The organism is uncultured Rothia sp. (assembly GCF_916715725.1).
In the GTDB taxonomy this organism is placed as follows: Bacteria; Actinomycetota; Actinomycetes; order Actinomycetales; family Micrococcaceae; genus Rothia.
In genome coordinates, this window is sequence record NZ_CAKAPD010000001.1 from 374,039 (window position 1) to 393,397 (window position 19,359).

At 62.2% G+C, this 19,359-nt stretch carries 13 protein-coding genes; 2 read left to right on the top strand and 11 right to left on the bottom strand.

From position 1 onward, the window contains the following. Positions 1-114: 114 nt before the first annotated feature. The 7 genes from QZ822_RS01405 to murA form a co-directional block, all read right to left on the bottom strand. Complete coding sequence (locus QZ822_RS01405; RefSeq protein ID WP_294642039.1) at positions 115-1,482, bottom strand: thiamine-monophosphate kinase; 1,368 nt, start codon at positions 1,480-1,482, stop codon at positions 115-117. Between the two features lie 78 nt (positions 1,483-1,560). Beyond that, positions 1,561-3,288 (bottom strand): hypothetical protein, encoded by a 1,728-nt coding sequence (locus QZ822_RS01410; protein WP_294642040.1) that lies wholly within the window; start codon positions 3,286-3,288, stop codon positions 1,561-1,563. A gap of 487 nt (positions 3,289-3,775) precedes the next feature. Beyond that, positions 3,776-4,894 carry a D-alanine--D-alanine ligase family protein gene (locus tag QZ822_RS01415; protein ID WP_294642041.1) on the bottom strand — a complete coding sequence of 373 codons (1,119 nt, stop codon included), beginning with the start codon at positions 4,892-4,894 and terminating at the stop codon, positions 3,776-3,778. A gap of 115 nt (positions 4,895-5,009) precedes the next feature. Beyond that, a complete protein-coding gene (locus QZ822_RS01420; RefSeq protein ID WP_141752172.1) occupies positions 5,010-5,459 on the bottom strand; it encodes a hypothetical protein in 450 nt (149 codons plus the stop codon). A gap of 141 nt (positions 5,460-5,600) precedes the next feature. Further along, positions 5,601-6,719, bottom strand: coding sequence for an NAD(P)H-dependent glycerol-3-phosphate dehydrogenase (locus QZ822_RS01425; protein ID WP_294642042.1), 1,119 nt, complete (start codon positions 6,717-6,719; stop codon positions 5,601-5,603). Positions 6,720-6,830: 111 nt separating this feature from the next. Next, positions 6,831-7,688 carry a 1-acyl-sn-glycerol-3-phosphate acyltransferase gene (locus tag QZ822_RS01430; RefSeq protein ID WP_070831210.1) on the bottom strand — a complete coding sequence of 286 codons (858 nt, stop codon included), beginning with the start codon at positions 7,686-7,688 and terminating at the stop codon, positions 6,831-6,833. Further along, positions 7,688-9,121: a UDP-N-acetylglucosamine 1-carboxyvinyltransferase gene (murA, locus tag QZ822_RS01435; protein WP_070831212.1), complete on the bottom strand. Its 1,434-nt coding sequence runs from the start codon at positions 9,119-9,121 to the stop codon at positions 7,688-7,690. Before murA ends, QZ822_RS01430 begins: the two co-directional genes overlap by 1 nt. Positions 9,122-9,810: 689 nt before the next feature. Here murA and QZ822_RS01440 point away from each other — a divergent pair. Further along, complete coding sequence (locus QZ822_RS01440; RefSeq protein WP_294642043.1) at positions 9,811-11,262, top strand: transcriptional initiation protein Tat; 1,452 nt, start codon at positions 9,811-9,813, stop codon at positions 11,260-11,262. A gap of 190 nt (positions 11,263-11,452) precedes the next feature. On the opposite strand, the gene leuD is transcribed toward QZ822_RS01440, so the two are convergent. After that, the gene (gene leuD / locus QZ822_RS01445) at positions 11,453-12,046 is read right to left on the bottom strand and encodes a 3-isopropylmalate dehydratase small subunit (RefSeq protein ID WP_294642044.1); all 594 of its coding nucleotides are present in this window, start codon (positions 12,044-12,046) and stop codon (positions 11,453-11,455) included. 26 nt (positions 12,047-12,072) lie between these two features. Beyond that, on the bottom strand, positions 12,073-13,515 hold the full coding sequence (leuC, locus tag QZ822_RS01450) for a 3-isopropylmalate dehydratase large subunit (RefSeq protein ID WP_294642045.1): 1,443 nt from the start codon (positions 13,513-13,515) through the stop codon (positions 12,073-12,075). 532 nt (positions 13,516-14,047) lie between these two features. Here leuC and QZ822_RS01455 point away from each other — a divergent pair. After that, entirely contained in the window at positions 14,048-14,821 is a 774-nt protein-coding gene (locus tag QZ822_RS01455) for an IclR family transcriptional regulator (RefSeq protein WP_294628273.1), read from the top strand. Between the two features lie 101 nt (positions 14,822-14,922). Here the strand turns inward: QZ822_RS01455 and QZ822_RS01460 are convergent, their stop codons facing one another. Then, positions 14,923-16,800 carry a GTPase gene (locus tag QZ822_RS01460; protein WP_294642046.1) on the bottom strand — a complete coding sequence of 626 codons (1,878 nt, stop codon included), beginning with the start codon at positions 16,798-16,800 and terminating at the stop codon, positions 14,923-14,925. Positions 16,801-16,862: 62 nt separating this feature from the next. Next, positions 16,863-18,761: a dynamin family protein gene (locus QZ822_RS01465; RefSeq protein ID WP_294642048.1), complete on the bottom strand. Its 1,899-nt coding sequence runs from the start codon at positions 18,759-18,761 to the stop codon at positions 16,863-16,865. Positions 18,762-19,359 lie beyond the last annotated feature (598 nt).

Sequence of the window (19,359 nt, forward strand, 5' to 3'; positions counted from 1 at the left end):
TAATTTCGGTTAAATGTACGGTATTGCCCGTCGTCTATCCCGCGGGATGAAAGCCCGGACTAAACTTACAAACTGCACGCACCTCACGGCACTCGGCAACACTCGGCGGAGCTCCTACGCGGAAGCCCCGTAGTGTTCCCAGCCCATGCCGTCCAGGGAGCGGCCGTCCATGACGACCGCCGCGCCGGTCACCGCATTGTGGCGGCGCTCGGCACCGTAGAGCTCGGCACTCAGACCGCGCTCCGGGGCGTCCGCCACGCAGGTGCCCAGGGGCACGAACTCTTCGGGCACCTCACCGGGGAAGGTCGCCAGCAGACCGTGGTCTTCCCCGCCAACCAGCACGAAGGTGCGCGCCAGGGATGCGGGGCTCTCCCCCGCTTCGTTGCGCTCACCAATCGCCAGCAGCAGGCGCGCCAACGGTAGCAGCGGCTCGGCGAACGCATCCACGGCGGCACGGTCGAGGCGCATCTGCACCCCGGAGGCGGCGGCAACTCGCCCGGCGTCCTTGACGAGTCCGTCAGAAAGATCCAGCATGGAGCTCGCCTGATGCTGGCGTGCCATCTCACCGGCGGGGATGGGGCTGACCGGGTGGTGCTGTGATTCGACGGCGCGCTCGCAGACCGCAATCATGTGCGCGGCATCTTCGGGGGTGAGGGTGCGGGCAAGCTCGATAAGCCCTTCGGAAAGAGCGCCAGTAGGAAGAGCGCCAGAGCCTTCAGCTTGCTTCTCAGCTTGCCGCTGAGCCCACGCCTGAGCTACCGCCCCCAGCGCTGCCTCAACACTCTGACCTGCGGCAATAGCACGCAACAGTGCCGTGGCGGGCAGGGAGAGCGGGTTGAGTAGCAGGCGCAGACCGGCATCGGACCAGGCGGTACGCCCCGCCAGGGCGATAGTGTCGCCGGGGCGCGCACCGGAGCGTAGCACGGCGCGATCCGTGTAGCCGAGGGCGGTGACGGTCACCGACATTTCGGTGGAGTCGCCAATATCGCCGCCGCCAATCACGCATTCGGTGGCTCCGCAGGCGTTGATTCCGTCCACAATGCCGTGGGCGAAGCCGTCAATCCAGCCGTAAGGAGTGCTACCGGGCAGGCTCAAGGAGATGAAGAGGCTCACCGGGCGCGCACCCATGGCGGCAACGTCGGCAAGGTTCTGGGTCGCGGCTTTGCGCCCCACATCGTAGCCGCTACTGCAGGCGGGTTCCAGAATGAGCTCACCGTCTTCACCCGCCCGTGCGATACCGCCGGGCCACAGGTTCATGAAGTCCTGGTCTTCAACGAGAGTGTCGGTGGTGACCACGGTACGCTGACCGGGCGCGGGCTCGGCGAGGACGGCACAGTCGTCACCGGGACCCACCTCGAGGGGTTCGATGCGCCCCGCCTGGCGTGCTGCAGCGGCAACCTTCTCGTTATGGGCGTTGATAATCGGCATGAAAGCGCGCAGAACGCGGGACTCGCCCAGCTGCGAGAGAGGAGTCTCTCGCATGGGGTTGTCCCGCGTTTCGCTAAAAGTCTGAGGATTCACATCCTCTATTATCGCGTATTCTTACGCGTTATGTTCGCCTTATGCTCCGCGGCTGAAGTAGCGGATTGCAAGAGCAATCAGCACCAGACCGATGAGTGAGAAGAGGATCAGCGGTGCAATGCCGGAAAGTCCGGAATCGTCCGCGTCCGCATTCTTCACAGCCTGCTCCTGGGCGGCGTTCGCGCCATCAGCCTTTGCCACGCTCTTTGCGGAGCGGCTGGCGCTAGCCGAGGTGGAGGAGCTAGGCGATTTCGAAGCGGATACCGAGCTTGAGGAGCTCGAGGGGCTTACCTCGCGGGAGTGGTCCTCGTCGGTCTTATTGCGCGAGAGGTATCCAGCAACCCAGTCAGCCGCACCCGGGATGGAGTCATTCGAGCCGTTATTAGCTGCGATTCGTCCGAGGGTGGTGCCGCCAGAACGCAACGGATCGTCATCCTCGCCATCAAGCCTGTCGCTCGGTGCCTTGCTCGGTGAAGAGCTCGAAGATCCCGAAGAGGAACTTGAGGATTCAGAGGAGTTGCCCGGTCGCGGAAGCTCAATGGAGATGATGACATCTTCCCCAGAGACTTCCTGACGGTTTCCAGGGACGGTCACCGGGTTGTTCGCCGGAGGAATCGGAGCAACAGGTTCGGTCTCAATCGGGGTAACCGACTTGGAGTCCGAGCTGCCCTTGTTATCCTCTACCGGAGCTACGGGAGCTACCGGAATCACGGGGATGACCGCGTCCTTGGTCGGCTCGTTAGTCGGATCCTGAACCGGGGCCGGAACGACCGGAACCTGAGAGGGCTCCTGGGTCGGTTCGGGAGTTACATCCTTCGTCGGCTCGGGAACCGGGACGGGATCCTGGGTCGGCTCCGGGTTCGGTTCCGGAGCGGGGTCCTGGGTCGGCTCCGGAGTCGGTTCGGGAGTTACATCCTTCGTCGGCTCGGGAGTAGGTTCAGGAGTGGGCTCCGGATTCGGTTCCGGTGTGGGGTCCTGAGTAGGCTCTGGGGTCGGCTCGGGAGTTACATCCTTCGTCGGCTCGGGAGTAGGTTCAGGGGTGGGCTCTACCGTAGGCTCAGGAGTCGGATCCTGAGTAGGCTCAGGAGTTGCGTCCTTGGTGGGTTCCGCGGTGGGCTCCACAGTAGGCGCAACGGTCGGCTCCGGAGTGGGAGCAACAGTAGGTTCTGCCGTCGGCTGGACCGTAGGCTCTGCAGTCGGAGCTACAGTCGGCTCAGCCGTCGGAGTTGCGGTAGGAGCAACACTCGGTTCGGCACTTGCGCTAGGAGCTACGGTCGGCGTAGCGGTAGGTTCAGCGGTCGCATCCTTAGAGGGCTCTACGCTAGGACTCGCCGTAGCACTCGGGGTTGCGGTAGCACTCGCAGAAGCGGTGGGCTCGGCAGTAGGCTGCGCGGTAGCGTTCGGGGTAGGAGTCGCATCCGGGCTGGGCGTAGCACTTGCGGAAGGCTCGGCGCTAGCAGTGGGCTGAGCGCTCGAAGAAGCGCTAGGCTGAGCGGTGGGCTCTGCCTGCGCTTTGTCAGTCTTATTGTCCCCCTGAGCGGTGGGCCATGCGCTCACGGTTGCGAGCGTGGGTACTGCCGCCTGAGAGGAAGATACCGCGTTTGCGGTGGGGTCCAGGGTTTGGCTTGCGGTGCCGACAGGGTTGGGCGGAACCTGAGACGCTGCCTCCTGCACATCTTGAGCAAATGAGGCTACGTAGGGGCTTCCGGAAGCAACCAGTGCTGTCGCCAGACTCGCAGAGACCACCTTACGGTTTCGTTTTCCCAAAGGTTGTCCTTGACTTTCTGATACGTTGTGAGTGAATAGATACCCAATCGCTAGGGCAGATTGGATATACCTTCATCTATTCTACCGAATCGGCTTTTTCTTCATTACTCATTTTAGCGCTTTCATACCAATCTTTGAGCTTCAAGATGTGCAACGACCATCTAACGAATCGTTTCATGATTTAGAAGCATCATTTCATGCACTTATGAGCAGAATTACGTTTTGCCTTATCAATACCGCTTTAGAACTTGCATTCCACTATTTAATCGGCCTCAAGGTGGGTGCAAGTGATTTTTCTCATGGGTGAAAAACGAGCGATTCTCATCAGCGTTTAGGACTCAATACGTACCAATTACCCCTCCCGCACAGGCATTAACTTGCCTACCGCGCAAAAAACGCCCCGGCACGAATCCCTCAAAAATTCGCGCCGGGGCACCTCGCGGCGGGGGCTACCACTCCCCTACCACTACGTATTCAATGACTGAGCTTAGCGCAGACCCAGGGGGCGTTCCATTGCCAGGGTCAGCAGCTCGCTAATCAGATCAGTGTAAGAGATACCGGTGTTCTCCCACATGGTCTTGTACATCGAAATCGGGGTGAAACCGGGCATGGTATTCACCTCGTTGATGACCAGGCGGCCGTCCTCGGTGTAGAAGAAGTCCGCACGCGACAGGCCCTCGCCGTCCAGCGCCAGGAATGCCTTCACCGCCAGTTCGCGCAGGCGCTCCTGCACGTCCTGCGGCAGGTTCGCCGGGCACACGGTCACGGCCGAGGACTCAGAGACGTACTTCGCCTCAAAGTCGTAGAAACCGTGGTCCTGATCCACAACCTCGATCTCGCCGGGGTAGGATGCGCGGGGCATCTCGCCGTGGTGACCGTCGAGCACAGCGCACTCGATTTCGCGGCCCACAATACCCGCCTCAATAATGATCTTCGGGTCGTGGCGGCGTGCCTCTTCAATCGCGGGCACGAGCTCCTCCACCGAATCTACCTTGGTAATACCGAAGGAAGAACCTGCGCGGGTCGGCTTCACGAACATGGGGAAGCCCAGCTTCAGCACGCGCTCCAGAATCTGCTCGCGGTCCTCGTGCTCCCACTGACGGTTGGTAACAACCTCGTAGGGGCCGACCTCCAGGCCAGCGGACTCGAAAGCAACCTTCATAAAGTGCTTGTCCATACCCACAGCGGATGCGGTCACACCGCAACCCACATAGTGCAGGTCAGCCATTTCCAGCAGACCCTGCACGGTGCCGTCCTCACCGAAGGGGCCGTGCAGCAGCGGGAACACAACGTCTACCGGTGCGGTGCGGGTAACGTTACCCTCAGCATCCACCAGGGTCAGGCGGGAATCGCCGGCGCCCATGGGCAGGAACACCTGCTGGGTACCCTCGGGGAACTCTGCGGTACCGCGAGTGCCAGCGGTCAGCTCAGCGAGCTGCTGCTCATCGGTCAGGTACCAGCGGCCGTCACGGGTAATGCCGATAGTGATGACGTCGTAGGCGGTGCGGTCAATAGCGCCCAGAACGCCGGCAGCGGTAATGAGCGAAATCGGGTGCTCGGAGGAGCGGCCACCGCACAGCAGGGCGACGGTCTTCTTCTCGGTCATATATTTCTCCCTGTTCGTTTCGGGGCGTACCCGCCCCACTTACAGCCCATTGTATCGTCTCTTACGGGCCTTTCTGACACTAGTACCCAAGCTGCGGTAACCGCAGATACCGGGGTCATGGCGCACGGTGAATACGCAGCACAGGCCCATCAAATAAGGCGGTAATCAGCTGATGCATGTGCGCATCGTCGGTGGTGAGAGTGGCGGTGCGGGGGCGCCTGGGGTGAGTTTTTACCGGTTCCATCACACCTGTACCCGCCAGATGATGAGCGGTAATAGTTAGCACCGCCACACGTTCACGCCGCGTTGGAAACTCAGTGTGCAGTATCTGCCGCAGATATTCAGACACGTTCATGGTGTCCTCGGCAGAACCTGCGGCTGCGAGCACTATAGCGGTTTGAGGCAGCAGGTATGCCCATCGGCGGAATGCCATGACCCCCGTCATCTCCTCGGGGCACGAATCAGCCTGTTCGCCCCAGGGAACCACCACAATATCGGCGCTCTCAAGAGCCTCGTATATATCGGTGGTGTAAGTCACCGGAAGCTGGTGCGCGGTTTCTCCCATATCGGCGGGTTCCCACAGGTATACCGGGCGATCGCACTCGGTTTTTTGAGCTACCGACCCTGTAGCTGCAGCACACAGCGCCCCATACCCTGCGGAGCCCAACACAGCGGTGGTTACCGAGCTCAGGTTCATTGCGTGCTCTTAATGCCCTTCATGCTTGAGGCGGCGACCCAGCAGCTGAGGCGCCAAATCCTCAATGCCGATACGGCCCGAAAGCACAGCCACCACAGCCTCAACAATGGGCATCTCCACGCCGTGACGACGAGCCAACTCAGCCACCACCGGCGCCGACTTAATCGACTCAGCAGTCTGGCTCATGTGCTCATGCAGGCGGTCAGGGGTAATACCCTGCGCCAGCAGACGGCCCGCCGTGTGGTTACGAGACAGCGGCGAAGAGCAGGTCGCAATCAAGTCGCCCATACCGGCAAGACCGCTCATCGTCGCAGCCTCGCCACCCAATGCCACCGCCAGGCGGGTAATCTCCGCCAGGCCGCGAGTCATAATGGACGCCTTCGAGTTATCACCGTAATTGCGACCCTCGCAAATACCCACGCAAAGCGCAATCACGTTCTTCACCAGGCCGCCAATTTCGGTACCCACCACATCCGTGTTGGTGTACGGGCGGAAGTACGCGCACGCAATCGCGTGAGCAACAGCCTCAGCCACCGGCAGGGTACGAGCCGCAACCACGGAGGCGGTAGGCTCCTCCCCCATGATTTCCTTCGCCAGGTTCGGGCCCGACAGCACGCACACGCGGTGCGGAATATGACCAATCGCGCGCACATCAGCACCGCGCAGAGCCATAGCCTCTTCCAGCTCCTCGGTAATGACCTGCGACATGCGCAGACCCGTACCGGTCTCCAGGCCCTTCGCCAAAGACACCAGCATGGCGTTCGGGTCAATATAGCGGGCGAAACTCTGCAACTGCGAACGCAGAACCTGCGCGGGCAGGGCAAGAACCACAATATCCGCACCGGCAAGCGCCGCGGGGGCATCCGCCGTGAAGTGCATGTTATCCGGCAGCTTCATTCCCGGAAAATAGCGGGCGTTCTCGCGGGTGCGCTCGCACTCAGCCATCACCTGCTCATCACGACCGATGAGGGTCACGCGAGTGTCATCGCCGCGCTCACGGGCAGCGTCCGCCGCAATCTTAGCGAAAGCGGTGCCCCAGCTACCGGCGCCGAGCACCGCAATAGACTGTACGGTTGCCGGAGGGGTAAATTCAGGGCTTGCTGCGGGGGTGCGTCCAAAGAAGGTCACGAAAACACCTGCTTCTCTTCCTTGCGAGGTTATTGTGCAAGTCCCTGACAGGCGCCTCAGCGAATAGCCGCGGTTTCTGTCAGGGCCTCTACGATTTTCCCAGCTGGGATGCTACTTTTCGTCCGGTTCGCCAAGCGCGCCACCAACCGGACCCGAGGGGGTGCCGGGGGCTTCGCGACGCTTAGTGCGCGGGTTCCAACGGCCCTCCGGAGCCTTCTCGCCGCGGATCTTCTCCAGCTCGGCGGTGATAGCGTCCAGCATTGCGTCGGTGACCACGCCCAGCTCGGTGCGGGTGTGCTTAGCCTCGGGGCTGGAGTCCTCAACGAGGGAGGCAATGTCCAGCGCCTTGCCGACCTTCACGCGAACGGTCTTGCGCGGGAACAGCGAAATCTTACGCTTCTCCTTGATGCGGCCGTCCTCGCCGGCCTCGTCCACGTAACCGAGAATCTGCTCGTCACCCCAGTGCGCCACCGGGAAGACGGGTGCGCCGGTCGCAAGAGCCAGGCGAGCCGCACCGGTACGCGCCTGCATGGGCCACAGCTGCGGATCGTGGGTGGTGGTGCCCTCCGGGAAAATCACGACGGCACCGCCAGCCTCAACAATCTTGCGGGCAGTAATCAGGGACTTACGCGCATCCACCGAACCGCGAACCACGGGAATATGCGCGAGCTTGCGCATAATGTAGCCGAGCACGGGGGCGCGGAAGAGCGAATCCTTCGCCAAGAAGCGCGGCAGGGCGCCCTCAACGAAAGCAGGGAAAGCCACGGTCACCGGGTCAAGCTCGGTGGTGTGGTTAGCCACGATAATGTACCCGCCGCTCTTGGGCAGGTTCTCACGGCCGGTAATCTCAACGCGCGCGATGAGCTTGTACAGCCCGCGCGCAGCGTTACCGAGCACCTTGTACAGAGCATCACCGGAGGCGGTGGGCTCAATCTCCGGCAGAGCCTGCTTTCCCTGCTGTCCGCTCACTAGTCCTGAACCTCAACTTCCTCGGGCTCAACAACAACGATTGCTGCATCGGGCTTGGGAGCCTTCGATGCCTTGCGTGCCAGCACCTCAAAGTTGGCACCCAGGCCCTTGAGCTTCTCCTCGAAGTTCTCGTAGCCGCGAGCAATCAGCTCAACACCGCTCACGTGAGAGGTGCCCTTAGCAGCCAGAGCAGCAATGATGTGGGAGAAGCCGCCGCGCAGGTCCGGAACCTCAATGTCGGCACCGGTCAGCGGGGTGGGGCCAGAAATAATAGCGGAGTGGCCGTAGCCCTTACCCTCGAAACGGCAGGGTGCGCCGCCCACGCAGTCACGCATAACGACAATATCTGCACCCATCTGCTTCAGGGCGTTGGTGAAGCCGAAACGCTCCTCGTACACGGTCTCGTGCACGATGGACGCACCCTTAGCCTGGGTCAGCGCCACCACGAGGGGCTGCTGCCAGTCGGTCATGAAGCCGGGGTGCACGTTGGTCTCAAAGACGATGGGCTTCAGCTGAGCACCGGGGGTGCGCTGAGCCGGGTGGGTGAAGCGAATACCCTCGGCGGTCACCTCGTACAGGCCGCCCATCTTGCGGAACTGGTTCAGGAACGCGGTCATATCCTTCTGCGCTGCACCGCGAACGAAAATGTCGCCGCCGGTAGCCAGCGCCGCAGAAGCCCAGGAAGCGGACTCGTTGCGGTCGGGCAGGGACGCGTGATCGTAGCCGGTCAGCTCATCCACGCCCTCAATGACGATGGTGCGGTCCTCGTTAATGAAGATGATTGCGCCCATCTTCTGCAGAACAGCAATCAGGTCAATAATTTCGGGCTCAATCGCAGCGTTACGCAGGATGGTCTTACCCTTAGCGCGGACACCGGTGAGCAGAACCTGCTCGGTAGCACCCACGGAGGGGTAGTTCAGCACAATCTCTGCACCCTTCAGACCCTCTTCGGGAACAATCAGGGTGGTGCCGGTTTCGTCGTCCTTCTCAACGACCGCACCGAACTTGCGCAGTGCAGACATGTGGTAGTCAATGGGTCGGTCACCGATCTTGCAGCCACCCAGGTTGGGGATGCGCGCGGTACCGAGAGTGTGCAGCAGCGGGCCCACCATCAGAATCGGGATGCGAGAGTTACCGCCGAAGAGCTGAATCTCCTCTGCGTTCTTTGCAGCGGTGGTTGCGTCCTGCGCGGGGTTGAGGGTGAGAACACCGGCTTCACGGTCGTAGTCGACCTTCGCACCGTGCAGCTCCACGAGGGTGGTAACGATTTCAACATCGCTCAGGTCAGGAACGTTACGCAGGGTCGAGGGAGTCGAACCGTGCAGTGCTGCGACCATAGCCTTGGGCACCAGGTTCTTGGCGCCTCGAACGTGAACCTCACCAACGAGCGGAGTGCCACCTTCAATGCGAAGCTTGCTGATGTTCTCAGTCATTAAAAATCCTTTGTGGAGTCGGCTGGTTTACGCCGAACTTTAACAGTGTGCCGATACGCCGCGTTCTGTCGTGCCGCGCCCCTGCCGGTAGCAGGGCGAAACGGGCGCATATATTCATCATTATTCTAAGCCCTGCGTAAAGGTGCTCCAAACACTGAAGAGCCTTTGGAACTCGCGACTAGGATTTTGCTCTGATGCGTATGTGAAAAACCGGTCTGAACCCTCAGATTCAGAGCCGGAAAAAACAAAAAGATACACAAATATTCACACTAATGCAAACATTTTTAGGTTCTTCACCGAAATTTGACGCTAGTTTCGTCTTTTTGACGCACGAATTTGAACTTGAGAGCAACCTCACCCCTACAATAACGTGCACACTCGTGCCCACTGAGCGGCGCCTCCACTCTCAAGGAGAAGCCAACCAGCTCTCAACTGCGGCATCGGCGCCGGCGTTGCCGTTGCTCCACGCAGTACGGCGCCACACGGCAGGGAACGGGCGTGCAAACACTGCATACAACCTTGCGATGACGCCCAACTAAAACGGTTCGGCTTCCTGATTCACTTCAACTTCAAAAATTCACTTCAACATTACCGTAAATATTCGAAAGTCAACCGAAAACCACGGCGCATCGCAACCAACCACAGGTTACTTCGCGGCTGCATCCGCGAATTACCGGAGGACCCCAAAAATGACACATCACAACACTGCATCACGCATTTCGCGCCGTCGCCTCGTACAGGGCGCTGCATGGAGTGCCCCCGTCATCCTCGCCAGCGCAACCGTCCCCGCATGGGCGGCAAGCGGCGAGCCCACCTGCTCCCCCGCCCTGACTCTCAAGCCCACCGCAACCGGCTACGACGACAAGGCAGGCGCATACACCGAATGGCTCGTCCCCGAAGGCGTTGGACGAGTCCGCTTCGACCTTGTAGGCGGTGCCGGCGGTGCAGCAACCTCCTTCACCCCCCGCTACCTGACCGAGGTCACGAACGCCTCCCTGGCTGGCGGCGGTGCCGGTGCACAGCTCAGCGGCGTTCTGGCGGTCAAGTCCGGCGATATCCTGCGCGTCTGGGCGGGTAACGGCGGCGTCGGCTCTGCATCCGGCGCGAACCCCGCACTCGGCGGCGAAGGCTACGCTGCAGGCGGCGACTCCACCGGCTCCAGCACCGCAACCGGCAGTGCGCAGGTAGTGGGCACCGACAGCGGCTACGTGTACGGCGCGTCCGGCGGCGGTTCCTCCGCGGTCGAGCTCGTTCGTGACGGCTCAGTCACCGTCGTAGCCGTGGCAGGCGCGGGCGGCGGCGGTGCACAGCTGGGCACCCTCACCACCCACCAGCACATCTTCGACACCCAGCCCAAGGATCAGCTGAACCCGGCACTGCGTATCGCCATGGAACACAGTGATGCCAACAGCACCGCGGGCGGTAGCGCAGGCGGCGACCTGGGCACCGACAACACCGGTCAGGGTGGCATGCTCGTGGCAAGCCCCTACCAGGAGTTCAAGCCCCTCGACGAGGACGACAAGCCCCTCGACATGCGCTTCATGGTCACCGGCGGTACCGCCGGCCGCTCCGGCGTGGCGGGCACCCTCGGCGAGGCAATGATCGGCATCCTCGACGAGAACAACGAGCTGAAGCTCATGCCCATGTCTACCTCCTGGTTTGAGTCGTACGATTTCCCGCGCTACTACCTCTACGGGGGCGACTCCGTGCATGAGGGAGAAAAGGGCACCGGCGGTGCGAACGCAACCGGCTCTTACCGCGGTAAGGGCGGCTCGGGCGCACTGCTTTCCCGAACCCAGGGCAAGCTCTCCCTCACCTCCGTAGCATCCGGTGGTGGCGCCGGCTACGGCGGCGGCGGCGCAGGCCTGAACATCTGGACCGTTGGCTCATACTACGAGGGCGTTTTCGGCCGCCAGGTGCAGTTTGAGAACGAAGGCAACATCTACTCGCTCAGCGCCCTGAGCAGCGGCGGCGGCGCGGGCGGCAGCTACATTAACCACGAGGTGGTTTCTGACTTCGCTCTTGCCACCGCGCAGAACGCAAACCCGACCGCGGGCGTGCGCTCCCCCGGTTCGGCGGCACTGTACAGCTGCACCGAGAACGCAACCCTGAACACCCCCATCACTGAGGGTGCACTCTAGATAGTCAATGAATGCGCCTCCCCGGAAGAATACTCCGGGGAGGCGCATTTATATATGTGCCAAGGTTCTGGGCACAAAATAGCTCAGGATAGCAGAAAAGCTCGAAGGAGGCGACTGATTCAGTCACCGCCTTCGAGCTTTATCTAGAGATGTCTAGGGCTTAGAGCGCTCGGCTTAGAGCTCCCCCTATTTAGAGTTCCTGAGTACGGGGCATCCAGGAGGGACGCTTCGCCTCGTACGCCTCGATAGCTTCGAGGTTCTGCAGGGTCAGACCGATGTCGTCCAGACCCTCCATGAGGCGCCAGCGCACGTAGTCGTCAATCTCGAAGGGAACGACCAGCGCACCCACGGTCACGGTCTTGGACTCCAGGTCAACGGTGATTTCGGTGCCGGGCTCGTGCTCCAGAGCCTTCCAAATCAGCTCGATGTCGTCCTGTGCGACCTGTGCGGTCACCAGGCCCTGCTTACCCGAGTTGCCGCGGAAAATATCGGCAAAACGAGCGGAGATAACGACCTTGAAACCGTAGTCGCGCAGCGCCCACACCGCGTGCTCACGGGAAGAACCGGTACCGAAGTCCGGGCCCGCAACCAGCACGCTACCGTGCTTGTAAGGCTCCTGGTTCAGGATGAACTCGGGGTCCTTACGCCAGTTAGCGAAGAGGGCATCATCAAAGCCGGTCTTGGTCACTCGCTTGAGGTAGACGGCGGGAATGATCTGGTCGGTGTCAACATTCGAAGAACGCAGCGGCACGCCAATGCCGGTGTACTTAATAATGGGTTCCATAATGGCTCCTTAGCTATAGCGGCGTGCTAGGCCACGACGTCGGACGGGGCGGACAGGGTACCGCGCACAGCGGTTGCGGCGGCAACCACCGGGGAGACCAGGTGGGTGCGGCCACCCTTACCCTGGCGGCCCTCAAAGTTACGGTTCGAGGTGGAGGCGCAACGCTCACCGGGTGCCAGCTGGTCGGGGTTCATGCCCAGGCACATGGAGCATCCGGCGAAGCGCCAGTCGGCGCCGAAGTCCTTGAAGACCTTGTCCAGGCCTTCTGCTTCTGCCTGCGCGCGGACCTTCTGGGAGCCGGGCACGACCATCATGCGTACGTTCTCGGCGATGGTGCGGCCGCGCACGATGTCTGCTGCGGCGCGCAGGTCCTCAATGCGGGAGTTGGTGCAGGAGCCCAGGAAGACGACATCCACGGGGATTTCCTTCATGGGGGTTCCCGCCTTCAAATCCATGTATTCGAGGGCGCGTTCTGCTGCGACCTTGTCGTTCTCGTCCTCGAAGTCGTCCGGGGAGGGAACGGCGTGGCTCAGCGGCACACCCTGACCGGGGTTGGTACCCCAGGTGACGAAGGGTTCGAGCTCGTCAGCGTTGATGAAGATTTCCTTGTCGAAGACGGCGCCTTCATCGGTGGGCAGGCTCTTCCAGTACTCGACCGCCTTGTCCCACTCTTCGCCCTTGGGCGCGTGCTGGCGGCCCTTGATGTACTCGAAGGTGGTCTCGTCGGGGGCGACCATGCCGGCGCGTGCGCCCGCCTCAATGGACATGTTGCACATGGTCATACGACCCTCCATGGAGAGGGAGCGGATCGCGGAGCCGCGGTATTCGAGCACGTAGCCCTGACCGCCACCGGTGCCAATCTGCGCGATGACGGCGAGGATGATGTCCTTAGCGGTCACGCCGGGCTTGAGGGTGCCTTCAACGTTGATTGCCATGGTCTTGAAGCGTGCCAGGGGCAGGGTCTGGGTCGCCATGACGTGCTCCACCTCGGAGGTGCCGATGCCGAACGCGAGAGCGCCGAACGCACCGTGGGTGGAGGTGTGGGAGTCGCCGCAGACGATGGTCATGCCGGGCATGGTCAGACCGAGCTGCGGGCCAACCACGTGCACGATGCCCTGTTCCTCGTCGCCGAGGGAGTGGATGCGCACGCCGAATTCCTTGGCGTTGCGGCGCAGGGTCTCGATCTGGGTGCGGCTGGTCAGGTCGGCGATGGTGCCGAAGATGTTGTCGGTGGGGGTGTTGTGGTCCTCGGTGGCGATGGTCAGGTCGAGGCGGCGCAGGGGGCGGTTCTCGATGCGCAGACCTTCGAATGCCTGGGGCGAGGTCACTTCGTGCAGTAGCTGCAGGTCAATGTAGAGCAGGTCGGGCTTGCCGTTTTCACCGGGGACGACGACGTGTGCGTCCCAGACTTTTTCTGCCAGGGTGCGCGGACGGGTGCCCGCGGTGGTTGCGTTCTGTTCGCTAGTCATGCTTTCTCCTGCTTGATGCGTTCCTACGGTGGATGCGTTCGGTGTGATGCGTGCCGCTGGTTTGCGGATTGAGGGGCGGATTATGTACCCGATGGGACCCTCAAACCGGTATTTCCCTGCGGCGTGTCGCACATTTTTTCACGGATTCTTAGCCTGTGAGACGGCCTAGAAACACCCCGAACCAGCGAGTGTTTTTATGTGGGTTTACTCTATGACTCCAGGGTAATTTTGCGGGATTATCCGCATTTTTCTGCGACTTTTCGCATATTTTCACCCATAAACCCACATAAACACTTATTATGAAAAGCTCATAATTTATCCCGTAGGGGGTGATTCCATCTTCAGCTCTGCACCCAAAAGAGTCCATGAAGTCCGGGGTATCTTTCATATTCTGAGATAGAATATAAGAATGACTCCTTCCGCCTCACGTTTTAACGCACACGGAATGCGTCACCCCAACGCATCCACACACCACAACGCACCGGTTGTCGACCCCGTCAAGCCGCCCGAACACATGGCCGCCGACGAGCAGATGGTAGAGGTACACTCCCACGGCTCCTCCGGCGTTGGCGTGCTCGACAAGGCAACCCTCATTCTTGATTGCCTCGAGGCAGGCCCCGTATCCCTGGGCGACCTCGTCAAGGCAACCGGCCTGGCACGACCCACCGCGCACCGCCTCGCCGTGGCACTGGCACATCACCGCCTCGTAGCCCGCGACGTGCAGGGACGCTTCATGCTCGGCCCCCGTCTGACCGAACTCGCCTCCGCCACCATTTCTGATGAGCTCATCACCGTGGCCGACCCGATTCTGCAGAAGCTCAGCCTCGAAGCTGACGAGTCCACCCAGCTGTACCGCCGCCAGGGCGACTGGCGCGTGTGCGCGGCGACCGCTCCGCGCCCCTCCGGCATGCACGAATCTATTCCGGTCGGTACCCAGCTGTCCATGCAGGCTGGTTCCGCTGCCCAGGTTCTGCTCGCGTGGGAAGACCAAAATCGCATTGTTGAAGGTCTGCGCGATGCGCACTTCAGCGCCGCCATGCTCGCGGCTGTGCGCCGCATCGGCTGGGCGCAGTCCGTGGGTGAGCGCGAGCGCGGTACCGCCTCGGTTTCTGCTCCGGTGCGTGCCCCCGGCGGCAAGGTCATTGCGGCTGTGTCCATTTCGGGCCCGATTGACCGCATGACCCGCCAGCCGAACCGCAACTACCCCGAGCTGGTCGTTAAGGCTGCTCAGGCGATTACGGACGGTCTGCGTGAGCTTGCGGCGTCTCAGCAGGCGCCGTGCGCTGAGGCTTCTGACGAAGACTAAGCTTCAGTAGCGTATAGATTTAATGGAAGAATCCCTCCCCGCCTCGATTGAGGTGGGGAGGGATTCTTCTGTGCGCGCTTTGAGTCTGCCGGACGGTTCGGCTAGATGTCCAGCGCCTTGCGGTATGCGTTCAGGCGCTTTGCCTCCTGCTGTATCGGTGCGACCACGCAGGTCTGTACTGCCTTCTCCACGCCGGTCTGCAGACGGCCCCGCAGTTTGCGTGCGTAGTAGCGTGAGCCCATCGCGGTGAGTAGCCTGCCCACGCCCGCCGAGGCGATACCAAGCAATACGCCCAGCAGCAGAAGCAGGGTCGGCAGGGGTACCGGGGAGCCTTCGGGGGTCGGGGCGGGCGGTAGCTGAATCTGCAGGTACGCCATGCCGGAGATCAGGGTCAGCCAGGCGACACCCACCAGGGCGCTGAGTAGCGCAATCCACTGTAGGGCGTTGAAGATGACCCAGGGGGCGCGGGTGCGGCCCAGACCGTAGTCGATGCGCACCATATCGCGTTCGAGCAGGTCGGGTAGCTCTGCCTCGCGGGAGAGGGCGGCTTCCTTCATGCTGCGCTTCCAGGGTTCGTCGATGCGGTTCGCCATCTGCTTGCTGTACTGGCGCACGGCGTTTGCCATGCCCGCCTTCTGTGCGGCGCTCAGCGGAGGTAGTGAGGATGCCACCAGCTCGGGTGCATTCTCGCTATCGGGGCCGAGCATTCCCGCGAACTTCTCAGCCTTGGATTCGCTCTTCTTCTCGTCCTGCTGTCCCAGGTGCAGGCGGCGCAGGGGGTCGGCCTTCAGTCGGCTCATCCAGCGGGTGAGAATCCAGCCGGTGTGCTGACCCGCCGCGCGGCGGTAGGAGGCGGTTGCCGCCTGCAAAACCTGCTCGGCATGGCTGGAGGTGTAGCATGACTGCACGAGCTTCTGCTCCGCGTCGAGGGCGTAGGCTCCAGCGAGGACGGCGCCCTCTCCCCCGGCGTAGGTGCGCAGCTGGGAGGCGGTGGCGTGCAGCTGCGCGTCGGTTCGTTGCAGGGACAGGCTCTTGGCGGCGGCTACCTGGGCGAGCATATCGCGGAGCGCGTCCACGCCTTCGCCGGTTCGTGCCGAAACGGCGATGGGTGCGGCGAGCAGGTGCGCCTCGGTGCCCTCAGCCTGGAGCAAACGGGTGAGGGATGCGAGCACGGCGGGCACCTCGGCGGGTGCGAGCTTGTCCGCCTGGTTGAGCACGCAGAGCGCCTGCGCACCGGAGGCGGCGAGCGGCACCATAAAGTCGCGATGGATGACGGCGTCGGCGTACTTTTGGGGGTCGACGACCCAGACGAGCACGTCCACGTAGCGCATCATGCGGGCGGCGAGGTCGCGGTTGGTGGTGGTGACCGAGTCGAAGTCGGGCATGTCCAGCAGGATGAGTCCGCCGGTGCGGGTGCGCATTTCGCCGCGTCCGCCGACGGCTCGGCGGATGCGGTTGAAGAGTCCAGGTGCGGGTTCGGTGACGGCGTTGGGTGCCGCTACTCCCCCGCCAGCCCCGTTACCCTCGGTTGCTTCTCCTTCGGCGGTGAGCGCCTGAGTTTGCGGGTAGACGCGCTTGTCGATGCCGAGCCAGTCGAGCAGTTCTTCGCTGCCTTCTGCTTCCCAGATTGCTGCCTGCACGGTGGAGGTGGTCGGGCGCGTGGGCGCGGAGAGGGCGATGTTCTGCCCGGCGATGGCGTTGAAGAGGGTGGATTTGCCGCTGCCGGTCGCGCCGAAGAAGCCGATGACGGTGTGTTCGGTGGAGAGTTCGCGGCGTTGGCTGAGGCGTTCGAGGGTTTCGGAGGCGTCGAGCAGGACGGTCTCGGGGACTCGTCCTTCGCCGTAGCTGATGGCTTCCTTGAGGGATGCGACGGAGCGTGCGAAGGGCGAGGTCGCCACGCCGGCGGGGGCGGTGCCTCGCTCGGTGTTGCGCTCGGTATCGCGCTCAGTGTTCTCGAGTTTGTTCTCGGGGGTAGTCATAGTGCGTTTTTCTTCGTCTGTGGTGCGCGGTCAGGTGGTGCGGGGTGCCTGTCCGGGGTGGTTTAGCGGGCAACCGTGCCGTTAGCGCGGGCTGCGGCTTGGCGCTGTGTGGTTTGACTCTGCGCGCTCATTTCTGCGGCGATTGCCTGCACCTGCTCGGCGGCGCGGTGAATGTCCTCGGCGTCAGCCTGCGGATCGGTTTCTTCGAGCACGGCGGTGAAAGGCTGGGCGTGCTCAGTGAGCAGATCAGCCATGCGTTCAAGCAGGTCGGTGCGGGCGCGGGTTGCCATGCGGCGCACGGCATCTTCACCAAAGATGGACTCGAGCAGCTTGGTGCCGACCACGCCGCTACCGCCCGCAATGCCCGCCTCAATACCGGTGATACCGCCGGTGAGGCTGAACGCGGCGACCATGAGCATCACGGCGGTGGCGTTCACACCCAGGGATAGGAAGCGGGCGCGTTTACGCTTGTCGGCGCCTTCTTCGCGAATCATTTCGAGCACGGAGCCCTGCCAGAGGCGAATCTGCTCGGCTACGGCGGCGGAGAAGATGTCTTCGGCGGACTGTACCTCACCCTTAGCTTCTGCGTTCTGTTCGGGTACAGCAGAGGTAGCCTGCGGCGCATCCAGGCGTGCCAGCAGGGAGCGTCCGGCGCGGCTGGCACGCCAGCGGGTGCGGGTGTTTTCGGAGGCCCGGGCGGCCGCATCCAGCACGACGGCGTGGATGCCGCTTTCGAGGGCGTCTTCTACCTTCTGGGCGGCTGCAGGCTGGCCTCGCAGGGCGGAGCCGACGCGGTCGCGCAGGCGACCGATGGTGCTGTCGAGGGAGCGGAAGAAGTCGCCGGTTCCCACGAAGTCGTGCCAGCGCGAGAGCACTTCGCCGCGCAACAGGGAACCGTCGGAGAGGGCACCGTCGATGGTGGTCAGCGCGTCCTCGTATTCTTCGGCGGCGATGGTGGCAAGCGACTGGTGTGCCGCCTGCTGGCGTGCCTGTTCGGCGGCAAGCACCTGCAGGTTTCCGGCGAGGGTTTCGACGGCACCGGCCAGGGTCTGCCGGGCGATGGCGGCGCGGGCAGGTGCGTCGGCGCCGAGTTCGCGGATCCACAGGGTCAGCGGGGCGAGGCTGACGGGTGCGAGCATGCCGCTTTCGTCGCGCGGCTGTTCGGTGACGGTGTGAATCAGTACGGCGTGGATTCCGGCCTCGTCGAGCATGCGTCGCAGGTCGTTTTCGATGGCTTCTTCGTCGCCTTCGGGCACACGGTTGAGCACCACGGCGATGGCGATGGAGCGTGCGGCCGCTTCGTGGAGCAGTTCCCAGGGCACGGCGTCGGCGTAGCGGTTGGCGGTGGTGACGAAGAGCCACAGGTCTGCGGCGGAGAGCAGTTCCTTGGCGAGGGTGCGGTTTTCCTCGGAGACGGAGTCGATATCGGGTGCGTCAATGAGCGCGATGCCCTGCGGTAACGCCGAGGTAGTAATAGGAATGAGGGCGCGCGCAATCTTCGGGTCGAGGCCGGGTAGTGCTTGCGATCCGGCGTTCATGCCGGAGGTGCGGGTGCGCGGCAGGGTGGGAAGGAAGCGTTCGGGTGACAGCGCCGCTTCGTCTTCTGCGCGGTGCAGGAGTACGGGGTGGCGGGTGGTGGGTCGAATCGCGCCGGACTGGGTGAGCGGTTCGCCGAGCAGGGTGTTGACGAGGGTGGATTTGCCGGCGCCGGTGGAGCCTCCGACCACGATGGTGAGGGGGTTGTCGACGCTGGCGCTGCGGGGCAGGATGTAATCGTCAAGTTGGCGTGCCATGGCGGCGAGCAGGGTGCGCGCGGTGGCGGTGCCGTGCTCGGCGGTGCCGTCGTGGGTGACGGTGTAGGGGGTGCCGGGGGTTTCGCCGGCTTCTACGTCGAGCGGGAGGGGGATTCGAGTGAGCAGTTCGCGAGCTGCTTTGAGCTGCGCATAGTCGGTGGTAGTCACAGCGCTATTGTCCCATAGGGTGCACCTGCTTCATGCCATGTGTGGGCGTTGCGGTGGGCGCGTTACGGCTACGGGTTGTTTGGGGGCTCATATTGAGGTGTTTTTGATAGGTGTTTGGACAACCTGAAGAGGTTGAGATACTACTTGCACGTTTGGTGCAACAACTCCAATTTATGATTTATTCATAAGAAGAGCAGGTGAGAAAATCCTTGAGTTTCCGCAGGAAAGCGGCATATTTTAATGCGGTTATCCGAAACACATTGGTACGTTTTATAACCCGCATAAAACGGGCAAATATTAAGATTTGATAACTTTTTACGCTCAAGCGCAGATATGGTCATTGTGAACCTGAAAGTACGCTTAGAATCATTGAGCACGACAACCAGGCAGGTCACAACCCACACCGATTCCTTCAGGAGGCTTCTGGCCTGCCCTTTCTATCGTATCCGTACTCACCGCGGTATGCCACACCCATCGGGAACGCTCACCGAACCCTCACGCAACTGCATGCAAAATTTACTGCCGTTGAGGTTCACTGCATCCGAGCTACCCATTACTGCCTGCCCGTCTTTACTCTTGCGAAAGGTTGCGTATGTTC